14 protein-coding genes are annotated in these 13656 nt (G+C 70.4%); 9 read left to right on the top strand and 5 right to left on the bottom strand.

Going from position 1 to position 13656, the window contains the following annotated elements:
- Window positions 1–239: 239 nt before the first annotated feature.
- Window positions 240–1793, bottom strand: coding sequence for an RNA polymerase sigma factor (locus Apa02nite_RS08910; RefSeq protein ID WP_203824631.1), 1554 nt, complete (start codon window positions 1791–1793; stop codon window positions 240–242).
- Between the two features lie 253 nt (window positions 1794–2046).
- On the opposite strand from Apa02nite_RS08910, the gene Apa02nite_RS08905 reads away from it, so the two are divergent.
- Entirely contained in the window at window positions 2047–2868 is an 822-nt protein-coding gene (locus tag Apa02nite_RS08905) for an inositol monophosphatase family protein (protein WP_203824630.1), read from the top strand.
- Window positions 2869–2879: 11 nt separating this feature from the next.
- On the opposite strand, the gene Apa02nite_RS08900 is transcribed toward Apa02nite_RS08905, so the two are convergent.
- Window positions 2880–3428 carry a LytR C-terminal domain-containing protein gene (locus tag Apa02nite_RS08900; protein WP_067689468.1) on the bottom strand — a complete coding sequence of 183 codons (549 nt, stop codon included), beginning with the start codon at window positions 3426–3428 and terminating at the stop codon, window positions 2880–2882.
- 348 nt (window positions 3429–3776) lie between these two features.
- Here Apa02nite_RS08900 and Apa02nite_RS08895 point away from each other — a divergent pair, with 348 nt between their 5' ends.
- Together Apa02nite_RS08895 and Apa02nite_RS08890 are read left to right on the top strand one after the other, a co-directional pair.
- Entirely contained in the window at window positions 3777–4073 is a 297-nt protein-coding gene (locus Apa02nite_RS08895) for a DUF4193 domain-containing protein (RefSeq protein WP_067689470.1), read from the top strand.
- Window positions 4074–4202: 129 nt separating this feature from the next.
- Entirely contained in the window at window positions 4203–5054 is an 852-nt protein-coding gene (locus tag Apa02nite_RS08890) for a hypothetical protein (protein ID WP_373872875.1), read from the top strand.
- Here Apa02nite_RS08890 and Apa02nite_RS08885 read toward each other — a convergent pair.
- Window positions 5020–5517: a DUF3093 domain-containing protein gene (locus tag Apa02nite_RS08885; RefSeq protein ID WP_239164203.1), complete on the bottom strand. Its 498-nt coding sequence runs from the start codon at window positions 5515–5517 to the stop codon at window positions 5020–5022. The two genes, Apa02nite_RS08890 and Apa02nite_RS08885, sit on opposite strands and share 35 nt — an antisense overlap.
- 94 nt (window positions 5518–5611) lie before the next feature.
- On the opposite strand from Apa02nite_RS08885, the gene dut reads away from it, so the two are divergent.
- The 4 genes from dut to Apa02nite_RS08865 are packed head-to-tail and all read left to right on the top strand — an operon-like array spanning window position 5612 to window position 7959.
- On the top strand, window positions 5612–6064 hold the full coding sequence (gene dut, locus Apa02nite_RS08880) for a dUTP diphosphatase (RefSeq protein WP_067689473.1): 453 nt from the start codon (window positions 5612–5614) through the stop codon (window positions 6062–6064).
- A 20-nt stretch (window positions 6065–6084) separates the two neighbouring features.
- Window positions 6085–6744, top strand: coding sequence for a DUF3710 domain-containing protein (locus Apa02nite_RS08875; protein ID WP_203824628.1), 660 nt, complete (start codon window positions 6085–6087; stop codon window positions 6742–6744).
- A gap of 58 nt (window positions 6745–6802) precedes the next feature.
- Window positions 6803–7180 (top strand): OB-fold nucleic acid binding domain-containing protein, encoded by a 378-nt coding sequence (locus tag Apa02nite_RS08870; RefSeq protein ID WP_067689479.1) that lies wholly within the window; start codon window positions 6803–6805, stop codon window positions 7178–7180.
- Complete coding sequence (locus tag Apa02nite_RS08865; protein ID WP_203824627.1) at window positions 7177–7959, top strand: DUF3159 domain-containing protein; 783 nt, start codon at window positions 7177–7179, stop codon at window positions 7957–7959. The genes Apa02nite_RS08870 and Apa02nite_RS08865 overlap by 4 nt, the downstream gene beginning before the upstream one ends.
- Here the strand turns inward: Apa02nite_RS08865 and Apa02nite_RS08860 are convergent.
- Both Apa02nite_RS08860 and Apa02nite_RS08855 read right to left on the bottom strand, forming a co-directional pair.
- Window positions 7956–8624, bottom strand: a complete 669-nt coding sequence (locus tag Apa02nite_RS08860) for a potassium channel family protein (RefSeq protein WP_203824626.1) — start codon at window positions 8622–8624, stop codon at window positions 7956–7958. The genes Apa02nite_RS08865 and Apa02nite_RS08860 overlap by 4 nt on opposite strands.
- 1 nt (window position 8625) lies before the next feature.
- Window positions 8626–9291 carry a potassium channel family protein gene (locus Apa02nite_RS08855; protein ID WP_203824625.1) on the bottom strand — a complete coding sequence of 222 codons (666 nt, stop codon included), beginning with the start codon at window positions 9289–9291 and terminating at the stop codon, window positions 8626–8628.
- Between the two features lie 60 nt (window positions 9292–9351).
- On the opposite strand from Apa02nite_RS08855, the gene Apa02nite_RS08850 reads away from it, so the two are divergent.
- Together Apa02nite_RS08850 and Apa02nite_RS08845 are read left to right on the top strand one after the other, a co-directional pair.
- Window positions 9352–11448: an APC family permease gene (locus tag Apa02nite_RS08850; protein WP_203824693.1), complete on the top strand. Its 2097-nt coding sequence runs from the start codon at window positions 9352–9354 to the stop codon at window positions 11446–11448.
- Window positions 11445–12833 (top strand): class I SAM-dependent RNA methyltransferase, encoded by a 1389-nt coding sequence (locus tag Apa02nite_RS08845; protein WP_203824624.1) that lies wholly within the window; start codon window positions 11445–11447, stop codon window positions 12831–12833. Before Apa02nite_RS08850 ends, Apa02nite_RS08845 begins: the two co-directional genes overlap by 4 nt.
- Window positions 12834–13656: the final 823 nt, after the last annotated feature.

Here is a 13656-nt window from a genome sequence, read left to right as displayed (position 1 = left end):
TCCTCCTCTGTTCGTCACCGATGAACATGTTCCTCGGCTACTGCTCACACATCGTGCAACACCCTGCACCGTTGCAGCCTTCCCAACGTGCCCCGGGGGGACCGAGGTCACACCGGTTCCGACTAGTGTGCCGTGATCCCAGGGTGCCACGTCAACGATCACTTCTGCACAACGGTCTGATCACCACCCGTTGATGTACGGGTGGTGACCAAACGGACACGTAATGTTGACTGAACGACTTAGTCCAGGTAGTCGCGCAGAACCTGCGACCGTGACGGGTGGCGCAGCTTCGACATCGTCTTGGACTCGATCTGGCGGATCCGCTCGCGGGTCACGCCGTACACCTGGCCGATCTCGTCCAGGGTGCGCGGCTGCCCGTCGGTCAGGCCGAACCGCAGCCGGACCACGCCCGCCTCCCGCTCGGAGAGCGTCTGCAGCACCTGCTGGAGCTGGTCCTGCAGCAGCGAGAAGGAGACCGCGTCGACCGCGACGACCGCCTCGGAGTCCTCGATGAAGTCACCGAGCTGGCTGTCGCCCTCGTCGCCGATCGTCTGGTCCAGCGAGATGGGCTCACGCGCGTACTGCTGGATCTCCAGCACCTTCTCCGGCGTGATGTCCATTTCCTTGGCCAGCTCCTCCGGGGTGGGCTCACGGCCCAGGTCCTGGAGCAGCTCGCGCTGGATGCGGCCGAGCTTGTTGATGACCTCGACCATGTGCACCGGGATGCGGATGGTGCGGGCCTGGTCGGCCATGGCGCGGGTGATGGCCTGGCGGATCCACCAGGTGGCGTACGTGGAGAACTTGTAGCCCTTGGTGTAGTCGAACTTCTCGACCGCGCGGATCAGGCCGAGGTTGCCCTCCTGGATCAGGTCGAGGAAGGCCATGCCGCGACCGGTGTACCGCTTCGCCAGCGAGACCACCAGCCGCAGGTTCGCCTCGAGCAGGTGGTTCTTCGCCCGCTCGCCGTCCCTGTTGATCCACTTGAGGTCGCGCTCGAAGTTGCGCTCGAGCGCCTCCTCGCCCTCCTCGGCGGCGCGCAGCCGCTCGGCGGAGTAGAGGCCGGCCTCGATCCGCTTGGCGAGCTCGACCTCCTGCTCCGCGTTGAGCAGCGGAACCTTGCCGATCTGCTTGAGGTAGGCGCGGACCGAGTCGGCCGATGCGGTCAGCTCGGCGTCGCGGCGGGCCTGCTTGAGGGCCTCGGACTCCTCGTCGTCCCACTCGAAGTCGCCCTCGGTGGCGGAGCTCGCGGCGTCGGTCGCGGCGGCCACGACCAGAGCCGGTGCCTCCTCGACGACGACGTCCTCGATCCCGGCGGCGAGTTCCTCGGGGTCGATCTCTTCGCCCTCGGGACCCTCACCGGGCTTGGCGGCCTTGGCCGGACCGGCCTTGCCGGCGACCGCCTTCTTGGCGGGCACCGCGGCCTTGCGCACCGGCGCGGCGGCCTTCTTGGCGAGCGCGGAACCGTCGCCGGCCGGGCCGGGCTGCTTCGGCGCCGGCGTCGTCTTCTTGACCGGCGCCGTCTTGGCGGTGGTCGCCCGCGAGGCCGGGGTGGTGGAGCGGGCCGCGGACACCTTGCGGCGGGTGCTGGCCGAGCCGTCGACGACGACGGTGATGCCGGCGTCCACCAGGCCGCGCAGGATCTTCTTGGCCTGTGCCGGGTTCACCGAGGCGGACTCGAGCGTATGCGCTACCTGGGCCGAAGTGAGCTGCCCGCCCGCACCCTGAGCATGGGTGATCAACGCCTCGGTGAGAGAGCGAACGTCGGCACCGTTCTGGTGGGCTGCTTCTGTCACGAATGACCTTCCGGAGGCGATGAGGTTGGGCACGGCCATGTTCCAGCGCAGCACGCGGGGGCGAGTCTCGCCGGAGTCGATTTGGGCGCCCCCGGGTCACGGAGCATCCCGCAGCGAGCGTCCGTGAAGCGTGGGCAGGGGTGAATTGTAGCGCCGTCCACCGAGATCCTCCCCCCGCAGCACGCCGCCGGGGGCCGACGACCTCGTCAGAGACGCTCCGGGCGAGAATCGTATCGGCGGAAAGGACCGATACGTGAGCGAGATTCCTCCGGGCCCGGTGCCCGGCGAGTTGCTGGAGATCGCCGTTCGAGTGGCGCGGGAGGCGGCGGCCACCGCGCGCCGGATGCGCGACGAGGCGATCGGGGACGTGCAGACCAAGAGTACCGACACCGACGTGGTGACGGCAGCCGACAAAGCGGTGGAGCGTCAGGTCGTCGACGCGCTGCGGGCAGTCCGGCCGGACGACGGGGTGCTGGGCGAGGAGTACGGCGACAACGCGGCCGCGGTGCCGGGCGCGGTGCGCTGGATCGTCGACCCGATCGACGGCACCGTCAACTACCTCTACGGCCTGCCGCAGTACGCGGTCTCGCTGGCCGCCGAAGTGGACGGCGAGGTGGTGGCCGGCGTGGTCCGCAACGCCGCGACCGGTGACGAGTGGACCGCGACCCGCGGCGGCGGCGCCTGGCGTGCCGGACGCCGGCTGTCCTGCTCCACCGAGGCGGTGCTGGGTCAGGCGCTGATCGGCACCGGCTTCGGCTACGACCCCCGCCGACGGGCGCACCAGGGTCAGGTCTTCGCCCAGATGATCACCCGTGTGCGGGACATCCGGCGGATGGGCGCGGCGTCTTTGGACCTCTGCCTGGCCGCGGAGGGCAGACTGGACGCGTTCTTCGAGAAGGGTCTCAACCCGTGGGATTACGCAGCCGGTGGTCTGATCGCGTCCGAGGCCGGGATGGTCGTCACCGGCCTGAACGGCGCGCCGGCCGGGCCGGAGATGGTGCTACTGGCCCCGCCGGCGCTCTTCGAGGCGCTGCACGAGCTGCTGACCGAGCTGGACGCGTCCGGCGGGCCGTAGGGCCGGGCGGCTCAGTCGTCCTCGGGCTTCTTGGTGATCGGTTTGACGCAGGCACCGGCCGGCAGGTCCGGTTCGCCGATCTCGACGAGCGACTGGTTCACCTCGGTGGTCGTCGCGAGCTGCTGGAATTGGCTGCCGATCACGATTTCGACGACCGCACCCTTACGCTTGGCGTTGTACTCCATCTCGGCCTGGGCCAGGAAGTACGCCTGCACCAGCTGCGCCTTGCCGACGGCGTCCGGGCCGAAGCGGATCTCCGCGACGCCTTTGAACTTGGTCTTGCTCTTACCGGGGGTCTGAATGGTGAAGCGACGGTTCTTGAATTCGTTGGAGACACCGTCCGCCAGGCCGGCCCGGTTGGTGCCGTTGAGGACCTTGAGGGTGACCTCTGCGGGGTCGTCCGGGAGCTGCATGTCCGCGAGCGGTGCGCCGTCCGGGCAGTTCGCGCCGTTCCCGACGTCGGCCTGCTTGTCGCGGACGAGCGCCACGATGACGAAGACGATCGCCGCCACGGCGAGCACGCCGACGACGACGAGCGCTCGGACGCGCGCAAAGCTCATGGGGTTGGCTCCAGGATCGGACGACAGGCCCCGGTGAGGTCCTCGGGCCTGTCGAGAGGTTAGCGTCTGACCGCCAGACGCGCGGAAACAGGGAATGCTTCCGGCGTGCCGACGGTGATCCTTCAGGCTGATACCCCTACTTTGATGTCGCCTCAGTCACATCGGGAACAATGTGCCGCCAGAGGGCGTACAACTTTGCCGCAGCAGCGGTAAGGTTCCGCGCTCGCCGGGCCCCGTCCTCGGTGCCCGAACGAGTGTCAGAAATCGTCTGGCGGAACCGGGAACCGAAACCAAGTCATCGGCGTTACTAACGCCAAGTGACACATCGATACAGGAGAGTGAAAACCGATGGCCACCGACTACGACGCCCCGCGTCGCGATGAGGTCGACCTCGGCGAGGACAGCCTCGAGGAGCTGAAGTCCCGTCGTGCTGACTCGCAGTCCGGTTCGGTGGACGTCGACGAGGTCGAGGTGGCGGAGAGCTTCGAGCTGCCCGGCGCCGACCTCGCCGACGAGGAGCTGACCGTCAAGGTCCTGCCGATGCAGACCGACGAGTTCCGCTGCTCCCGCTGTTTCCTCGTGCACCACCGCAGCCAGCTGGCGACCGAGCGGAACGGGGAACTGATCTGCCGCGAGTGCGCCTGACCGGCGTGCTCGCGCGCAGAGCGCTGACACCCGGCGAGGGTCGCCGGGCCTCACACGAGGATTGACAACGGGTTTGACCCCGAGGCGGAACCGGGCACTGTACCGGCGACGACGACGGGAAGGACGACGATGACTCAACCGGAGCGCGCCACCGAATCCGAGGCCACCGGCCCCGGCGCCGACGCGTCCGCGATCGGCGCCGACCCGCTGGAGACCCCGGCCGAGGCTCGTGCCGACGAGGAGATGGGCCGCACTGTCGCGGCCCTGACCGCCGACGACCTGGAACCGGCCGGCCGTCGGCGTCTGCTCGGCCGCCTGGTGGGTGACGTGCGCCGTCGCGGCGTGGGCCAGATGTTCAAGCCCAGGGCCGCGCTGCGCTGGATGGCCGACGTGGTCGCCGACGTGGCGCCGCACATCCCGGTGCGCAGCCGGGAGACGCTGCTCCGGCATTTCCCGGACATGGACGATGACGCCCTCGCGGACCGCCTGATCCGCAACGCCGCCCGGGCGACGGCCGGCGTGGGCGCGGCCGGCGGCGGGGTCGCCGCCGTCGAATGGGTCGCGGCGCCCGCCCTGCTCACCGCGCCGGTGCTGCTCGCCGCGGAGACCATCGCGGTGGTCGCGGTCGAGATGAAGCTGATCGGCGAGCTGCACGAGGTGTACGGCGACCCGGTCACCGGCAACGGCAGCGAACGCGCGCTCGCCCTGGTCCAGGCGTGGGCCGGCCAGCGTGGCATCAACCCGCTGATCCCCGGCACCGGGGTGGCCGGGGTGCTGGGCACCGCCGCGCGCGGCGAGTTGCAGAAGTCCCTGCTGCGCCGCTTCGGGCGCAACCTCACCTCGATGGGCCCGATGCTGACCGGCGCCGCGGTCGCCGGTTACCTGAACCGGCGGGCCACCCGCGCGGTCGGCGAGAAGGTCCGCGACGACCTGCGCAAGCGCGCCCTCAAGAGTCCTGGCCGGCGCGCTCTCGGCGGCTGAGCGCGACGAGCGTGGTGGCCAGCTCGACCGGCCGCCGGGTGCTGATCACCCAGAACGGCGTCGGGTCGGCCGGGTCGTCCAGCAGCACCTGCACGGCGGTGCCGATCCACGGGCGCTGGACCACGAACGCGTACGGATGTGCGCCGACGCCCAGCGCCTCCCGCTTGCCGGCCGCGTCCAGCGCCACCACGTCGGTGATCACGCCGAGCGGCAGCCGCGCGTCGTCGACCCGGAACTCGCCGTCGCGCACCTCGACGCGCAGCCGGCCCAGCGGCACCAGCAGCAGCACCGAGAGCGGGAGCAGCACCGCGTACGGCAGCCAGCCGGACATGCCGGGGACGCCGAGGGACAGCTCGGTGGCGATGATGGCGCCGACCAGCAGGCCGGCGGGCCACGCCCACCACGGCAGACCGAGGCGCTCCTGATGGCTCTCCGCGATGCGGGCCGGGGTCTGGGGTGTCACCCTCGAAGGGTACGGCGCGCCTCCGTGGCGGGGCGCGGCAGGATGGCAGGGTAGGCACCGCCCGAAGCCGTACCGACGTGAAGGAACGCGCACCGTGACCGACGTAGTCATCCAGGTCCGACGGATCGAGAAGGACCTGCCCCTGCCGGCCTACGCCCACCCGGGTGACGCCGGCGCGGACCTGGTGGCGGCCGAGGACGTGGAGATCGCCCCGGGCGACCGGGTGAAGGTCCGCACCGGTCTCGCGGTCGCCATTCCGGACGGCTTCGTCGGTCTGGTCCACCCGCGTTCCGGACTGGCCGCGCGCCTCGGGGTGACGGTGCTCAACGCGCCCGGTACGGTCGACGCCGGTTACCGTGGCGAGATCCTCGTCAACCTGATCAATCATGATCGGGCACAGTCCGTGAAGATCTCCCGTGGCGACCGGATCGCGCAACTCCTCGTCCAGCGGGTGGAGCGGGCGGTGTTCCACGAGGTGGACACGCTCGACGACACGTCGCGGGGCGCGGGCGGGCACGGTTCGACCGGTGGCCACCAGGCCCTCTGAGCATCGAAAGGCTGGCAGTGATGTTCTCCCGTAAGCGCGAGGGCGCCAAGCACGTACGCGCGGCCGACGCGCCGCCCTCGAAGGCACTCGCCAAGAGTCTGGCGGCCGATGGGGGGGCTCCCGCGCCCGAGTTCGGCCCGTGGGACGCCAAGCACGCCCCCGACGACGTGCAGCGCCTCGACCTGGGCAGCCTGCAGATCCCGGCGATCGAGGGCGTCGAGGTGCGGGTGCAGGCCAATCCGGATGGAGCGGTCGAGCAGATCGTCCTGGTGGACGGCGAGAGTGCCCTGCAGATCGGGGTGTTCGCGGCGCCGAAGACCGAGGGCATCTGGGGCGAGGTGCGCGAGGAGATCGCCACCGCGATGACCGCCGACGGCGTCGACGCCCGTGAGGTGGACGGCCGGTACGGCATCGAGCTGATCGCCCGGGTCAACACCCCGGACGGCCCGGCCGACGTGCGGTTCGTCGGGGTGGACGGCCCGCGCTGGATGGTCCGGGCGCTGTTCCAGGGCGCCGCGGCCGCCGACCGGTCCAAGGAGGGTGTGCTCGGCGATGCGCTCGAGGGCATGGTCGTGGTCCGCGACGAGGAGCCGCGTCCGGTTCGTGAGCCGCTGCCGCTGCGCCTGCCCGCCGAGATGGCCGAGCAGAACGCCGAGCAGAACCCCGCGCAGCAGGTTTGATCGCCGATCGGCGTACGGTGGGATCAAGGGTGTCGTCTAGAGAGGTGGCATCGGTGCCATGACCACCGAAGAGCGCACCGGCCTGCGCCGGTTCCTGGACCGGTTGACCGCGACCGATTCCGAGCTGGACGCGCAGGAATTGCAACGAGACGTGGCGAAGTGCGGGGCCAAGCCGGCTGGCGAGTGCCAGCGCGGTCAGGTCGTTTCGGTGTCCGGGCGACTGCGCACCGTGGCGTACACTCCTCGCACCAACCTGCCCACCCTGGAGGCCGACCTCTGGGACGGCAGCGACGTGGTGACGCTGGTCTTCCTGGGCCGCCGGTCGATCGCCGGCATCGAGCCCGGCCGGCAGCTCACCGCGCGCGGCCGGATCGCGATCCGGGACGACCGCAAGGTCATCTACAACCCGTACTACGAGTTGGAGGCGCCCCGGTGACATCCGGCAGCGAGCCGCGTCACGCCGCACACGAGACCGTGGGGGAGCGGGTCGCCGAGGACATCGTCGAGGAGCTCGACCTGCACCCGGTGCCGGGCGACAAGGTTGATGACGACGAGGCGCTCCCGCCGCTGAGCGAGCAGATCGCCGAGCAGCTCGGCGGCGTGCGCGGGCTGATCGAGTCGAGCGTCCCGGTGCTCGCGTTCGTGGTGCTCAACGTGGTGTTCGGCGACTCGGTGCTGGGCCTGGAGAAGCGCACCGCGCTGCTCTGGGCGATCATCGGCTCGGTCGGCTCGGCGCTGATCATCGGCGGGGTCCGGCTGGCGCGCCGCCAGCCGGTCCGGCACGCGGTGAACGGGTTGTTCGGCATCGCCATCGGTGCGTACTTCGCCTGGAAGAGCGGCGACGCGAAGAACTTCTTCCTGCCCGGCATCCTGCTCACCTTCGGGCAGGCCGGGGTGCTGCTGATCTCGGTGTTCGTCCGCAAGCCGCTGATCGGGTACGCCTGGGGCATCATGGCCAACAAGGGCCGGCAGGACTGGTTCGGCAACTCCCGGCTGTTCCGCGCCTTCCAATGGCTCACCGTGCTCTGGGTGGCGTCGCTGGTGGTCCGGGCCGGCATCCAGTTCTACCTCTGGTCGATCGACGACGCGAACGCGCTGGGCATCGCCCGGATCCTGATCAGCTGGCCGATCTACGCCGGTACGTTCGCGCTCACCGCCTGGGTGATCCACCGGATCACCACGGAGCAGCAGAAGGCCGAGGAGCCGGTCGCCTAGGCGGCGGTGTGTCCCAGCACCACGGCGCGGATCTGGTCCTCCACCTCGGCGGTGCACACGAAGATCAGCTCGTCGCCGGCTTCCAGCGTGTCGTCCGGCGTCGGCACCACGACCCGCTTGCCGCGCAGGATGGCGACGAGCGCGGCGTCCCGCGGCATCGGCACCGCCCGGATCGGCTTGCCCTCGTAGGGCGCGCTCTTCGGCAGGGTGATCTCCACGAGGTTGGCCTCACCCTGCCGGAAGGTCATCAGCCGGACCAGGTCGCCGACCGTCACCGCCTCCTCGACCAGCGCGGCCATCAGGCGCGGCTTGCTGACCGCGACGTCGACGCCCCACTGCTCGGTGAAAAGCCACTCGTTCTCGGCCCGGTTCACCCGGGCCACCACCCGGCCGACCGCGAACTCGGTCTTGGCCAGCAGCGACATCACCAGGTTGGCCTTGTCGTCGCCGGTCGCCGCGACCACCACGTCGCAGGACGCGACGTCGGCCTCCTCCAGGCTGCTGACCTCGCAGGCGTCGGCGAGCACCCACTGCGCCTGCGGCACCCGCTCCGGGCAGAGCTGACGCGGCTGCTTCTCGATCAGCATCACCTCGTGACCGTTGCCGATCAGTTCCTGAGCGATGGACCGGCCCACGTTGCCGGCTCCCGCGATCGCGATGCGCATGTCAGTGCCCCTCATAGCCGGCGCGCCCGGCGATGTCCAGAACCCGGTTCACGGTCTCGTCGGTGACCAGCATGAAGACCTGGTCGCCGTCCTGCAGCACACCGGAGGGCTGGGCGAGCGAGCCCACCCCGAAGCGCACCAGGTACGCCACCCGGGCCCCGGTCGCGTCCTCGAGGTTCTTCACCGTCCGGCCGACCCAGTCCCGGTGCACCGGCGCCTCGACGATGCTGACCACGCTCGTCGGATCGCGGAACACCTCGTTGCGGTCCTCGGGCACCAGGTGCCGGAACATCCGGTCGGCCGCCCAGCGGATCGTCGCCACGGTGGGGATGCCGAGGCGTTCGTACACCTGGGCTCTTTTTGCGTCGTAGATTCTGGCCACGACGCGGGAGACGCCGAACGTCTCGCGGGCCAGCCGGGCCGAGATGATGTTGGAGTTGTCGCCGCTGGAGACGGCCGCGAAGGCGTCGGCGCGTTCGATGCCGGCGGCCCGCAGCACGTCGCGGTCGAAACCGATGCCGGTCACCGTGACGCCGCCGAAGTCCGTGCTCAGCCGCCGGAACGCCTCGGCGTTCTGGTCGATCACGGCGACCTGATGGCCGCGCGTGTCGAGGCTGTGCGCCAGGGTGGAGCCGAGCCGGCCACACCCCATGATCACCACGTGCACGGCTGTGCCCTTCCGCTTCGCCGACCGTCCCGGAATGAGCCTCCCATGCCCCACTGGCGCATGGTGTCCGGGGCGGGCTACGCCGGATCGGGTCCAGCCGTACCCTTGGCACTCGTGGCCAGTACCACTTCCCTAGCCAAGCGGCTGCTCCTCGGCCGGCCTTTCCGCTCGGACAAGCTTCAGCACACGCTGTTGCCCAAGCGGATCGCTCTGCCGGTGTTCGCCAGCGACGCACTCTCCAGCGTGGCGTACGCGCCCGACGAGATCCTGTTGACCCTCTCCATCGCGGGGGCAGCCGCCTTCGCGATCTCTCCTTGGGTGACGCTCGCGGTCGCGGTGGTGATGGTGACCGTGGTCGCCAGCTATCGGCAGAACGTGCACGCCTACCCGTCCGGCGGCGGCGACTACGAGGTGGCCACGGTCAACCTCGGTCCGCGTGCCGGGCTCAGCGTGGCCAGCGCGCTGCTGGTGGACTACATCCTGACCGTCGCGGTGTCGGTCTCCTCCGGGGTGAACAACCTCGGTTCGGTCGTTCCCTGGGTGGGTGACAACAAGGTCGGCGTCGCGATCGCCGCGGTCGCCGTGCTCACCGCGCTCAACCTGCGCGGGCTGCGCGAGGCGGGGGTGGCGTTCGCCGTACCGACGTACCTTTTCATCCTGGTCATCCTCGGGATGATCGCGACCGGGCTGTTCCGGATCTTCGTCCTCGGCGAGGACCTGCGCGCGCCCAGCGCCGGACTGACCATCACCGCCGAGGAGCACCACCTCACCAGCTTCGCCTTCGTCTTCCTGCTGCTGCGGACGTTCTCGTCGGGCTGCGCGGCGCTCACCGGTGTGGAGGCGATCTCCAACGGGGTGCCCGCGTTCAAGCCGCCGAAGAGCAAGAACGCCGCGACCACGCTGATGCTGCTGGGCGGCCTGGCGATCGTGATGCTCGCCGGGATCGTGCTGCTGGCCCGGATGACCCACCTGCAGTACGTCGAGGACCCCGGCACCCAGATCGTCGCGAACGCCGGGTTCTACGAGCAGAAGACGGTGACCGCGCAGCTCGCGCAGACCGTGTTCGGCGACGGGTCGTTCATGTTCCTGCTGACCGGCGGGATCACCGCGCTGATCCTGTTCCTGGCCGCGAACACCGCGTTCAACGGTTTCCCGGTGCTCGGCTCGATCCTGGCGCAGGACCGGTACCTGCCCCGGCAGTTCCACACCCGCGGGGACCGGCTGGCGTTCAGCAACGGCATCGTCTTCCTGGCCGGCGCCGCGATCGTGCTGATCATCGCGTTCCAGGCGGAGACCACCCGGCTGATCCAGCTCTACATCGTGGGCGTGTTCGTGTCGTTCACGCTGTCCCAGGGCGGCATGATCCGGCACTGGAACCGGCTGTTGAAGATCCAACGGGACCCCGAACGCCGGCGCCGGATGATCCGCTCCCGGGCGATCAACACGTTCGGCATGGGTCTGACCGGCGCGGTGCTGATCGTCGTACTGATAACGAAGTTCCTCCTCGGCGCGTGGATCGCCATCGCCGCGATGATCGTCTTCTACGCGCTCATGCTGGCCATCCACAAGCACTACACGCGGGTGGCCGAGGAGCTGCAGCCCACCGAGGAACGGCCGGTGCTGCCGTCCCGGAACCACGCGGTGATCCTGGTCAGCAAGGTGCACCAGCCGACCCTGCGCGCCGTCGCCTACGCACAGGCGACCCGGCCGGACACCATCACCGCGGTCACCGTGAACGTCGACGACAAGGACACCCGCAACATCCAGGCCGAGTGGGAGCGCCGCGAGCTGTCGGTCTCGCTGACCGTGGTGGACTCGCCGTACCGGGAGATCACCAAGCCGATCATCGACTTCGTGAAGGGGGTGCGCCGCGCCTCGCCGCGCGACGTGGTCACCGTCTTCGTACCGGAGTACGTGGTCGGCCGCTGGTGGGAGAATCTGCTGCACAACCAGAGCGCGCTGCGGATCAAGGGCCGGCTGCTCTTCGAACCGGGTGTGATGGTCACCAGCGTGCCCTGGCAGCTGCGTTCCAGCCAGGACCGGGACCTGGAGCGGCTGGACCGCGGACTCAGCCGGGCACCGGCCCGCGGCCCGCGCTTCCACCCCGAACCGACACCTCCCGACGACCACGACCAGATCGGTGCTGACCAGAAGTGACCACTCCGGATGAAGACCTGGTCGAGGGCGACCGGATCGAACTGACCGTCGGCGCGCCCGCGCACGGCGGGCACTGCGTGGCCCGGTTCGGCGGCCCGGGCGGCCGGGTGATCTTCGTCCGGCACGCGCTGCCCGGCGAACGGGTCACCGCGGAGATCACCGAACGGCACCGCGGCTACCTGCGCGCGGACGCCGTGGAGATCCACGAGGCCTCGCCGGACCGGGTCGAGGCGCCCTGCCGATTCGCCCACCCGGGTGGTTGCGGCGGCTGCGACCTGCAGCACGTCTCGGCCGACGCCCAACTCCGGTGGAAGACGCAGGTGGTCCGGGAACAACTCGGCCGGATGGCCGGGCTGACGCCCGAGGACCAGGACAAGATTTTTGTACGGGTGGAGCCGCTCGGTTCCCCGCTGGGCTGGCGGACCCGGGTCCGGTACGCGGTGGACGCCGCCGACCGTCCCGGCCTGCTCCAGCACCGCTCGCACCAGGTGGTGCCGGTCGACCGCTGCCTGATCGCGCACCCGGCGATCCAGCAGCTCGACCTGCTCGAGCGGTCGTGGCCGGCGACCAACGCCCTGCACGTGATCGCGTCCACCTCGGTCCCGGACCAGGTGGTCGTCCTGGAACGCCCGGCCGGGTCGTCGGGCTCTTCCGGTTCTTCGAGCTCTTCCGTTTCTTCAGGTTCCTCCGGTTCCTCGGGTTCCTCGGGTTCTTCCGGTTCTTCGAGTTCTTCGAGTTCTTCGGGCTCCTCGGGCTCCTCGGGTGATGATCCGACCGAGGCGCCGGGCGGCGCCGGGCTGGTCCGGATCAGCGGGCCGGAGCGGGTCACCGAGACCGTCGGGGACCGGTCCTGGGAGATCGCGCCGGAAGGGTTCTGGCAGGTGCACCCGGAGGCCGCCGCGACACTGACCGCCACGGTGCTGTCGATGCTGCGCCCCGCCGAGGGCGAGACCGCCTGGGACCTGTACGGCGGCGCGGGCCTGTTCGCCGCCGCGGTCGCGGAACGGACCGGCGCCCGTACCGTCGTGGTCGAATCGTCGCCGCTCGGCGTCACCGCGGCCCGGGCGAACCTGAGCGACCTGCCGCAGGTCGAGGTGATCTCGGCCAAGGTGGAGACCGCCCTGGCCCGGCGCCGGCTCACCGGCCCGGTCGACCTGATCGTGCTCGACCCGCCCCGTGCCGGAGCCGGCGCCGCCGTGGTCCGCGGCATCGTGGCGGCGAGCCCCCGCGCGGTCGTCTACGTGGCCTGCGACCCGGCCGCCCTGGCCCGGGACGTGAAGACGTTCCGCTCACTCGGCTGGGAACTGGCCGAACTGCGCGCCTTCGACTGCTTCCCGATGACCCAGCACATCGAGAGCGTCGCGCTGCTGCTGCCGCCGGCCTGAGACTCTTCCACAGTCCGGGGTTGTCCACAGGCCGCCCACCCAAGCCCACCCAATCCCGCCACACTGTCCGAGGGGGCTCCCCCTGGGAGGGTGGGCTGCTGGGCTGCTGGGCTGCTGGGCCGGTGGGCCGGTGGGCCGGTGGGCCGGTGGGGCCAGGGGGGCCAGGGGGCGGTAGGACGGTGGGCCGTGGGACCGGTGGGCGGTGAGCGGTGGCCGGCGGGCCGGTGGGTGGTCTGTTTCGTGGTCAGCGAGGTGCTACCGCCCGGTCGGTCGCGGTGACTTCTCGGGTTCGCCTCTTGGCCGCGGTGGTCGCTGGTTGGGGCTGGCGCCCAGGCCTGGCGCTCTGCGGTCACTGTCATTGGCGCTGGTCGCAGCCCGAGGGTGGGTGCCCGGTCCCGGCAGGTGGCCGCTCCTCCCGTTGAGCGGTCCGATTCGGTCCGGTCGGGCGGTGCTGGAACACGGCACGCCACAACATCACGCGAAGCTCCGGGGACGCACATGTTGCTTCCGGCTGGTCCTCGCTGCCGTATTGAGCACGTCTTAACGGCCCCCAGGACCAGCCGAGACCGCCCCCATGCCGCTCAGCCTATTTTGATCTCGGTGGGGCTCTGCGGTCTTGGAGTGGTTCCCGATGTGTTCGGGTGCGGGTGTTGTTGCGGGCTGGGATGTCCAGTCGCTCAGTGCTGCTGTAGCGGTCGGCGTGGGTGATCGATGCCGGTGGGGCGGTGGGGGTCCGCGTTCGGTACCCAAGGGACGGCGGGGGTCCGCGTTCGGCGGTGAAGGGGCGGCGGCCGTCCGCGGTCGGGCGGGTTCGGGGCGGTGG

This window comes from Actinoplanes palleronii (assembly GCF_016862315.1).
Taxonomy (GTDB): domain Bacteria; phylum Actinomycetota; class Actinomycetes; order Mycobacteriales; family Micromonosporaceae; genus Actinoplanes; species Actinoplanes palleronii.
This window is presented reverse-complemented; position numbering and strand designations above follow the sequence as displayed.

Bases quoted from the DNA above. Each gene is read 5' to 3' on its own strand.
- Apa02nite_RS08900 (WP_067689468.1), bottom strand. From the start codon at position 3,428: ATGAGCTTTGCGCGCGTCCGAGCGCTCGTCGTCGTCGGCGTGCTCGCC.
- Apa02nite_RS08895 (WP_067689470.1), top strand. From the start codon at position 3,777: ATGGCCACCGACTACGACGCCCCGCGTCGCGATGAGGTCGACCTCGGC.
- Apa02nite_RS08890 (WP_373872875.1), top strand. From the start codon at position 4,203: ATGACTCAACCGGAGCGCGCCACCGAATCCGAGGCCACCGGCCCCGGC.
- Apa02nite_RS08875 (WP_203824628.1), top strand. From the start codon at position 6,085: ATGTTCTCCCGTAAGCGCGAGGGCGCCAAGCACGTACGCGCGGCCGAC.
- Apa02nite_RS08870 (WP_067689479.1), top strand. From the start codon at position 6,803: ATGACCACCGAAGAGCGCACCGGCCTGCGCCGGTTCCTGGACCGGTTG.
- Apa02nite_RS08860 (WP_203824626.1), bottom strand. From the start codon at position 8,624: ATGCGCATCGCGATCGCGGGAGCCGGCAACGTGGGCCGGTCCATCGCT.
- Apa02nite_RS08850 (WP_203824693.1), top strand. From the start codon at position 9,352: ATGGTGTCCGGGGCGGGCTACGCCGGATCGGGTCCAGCCGTACCCTTG.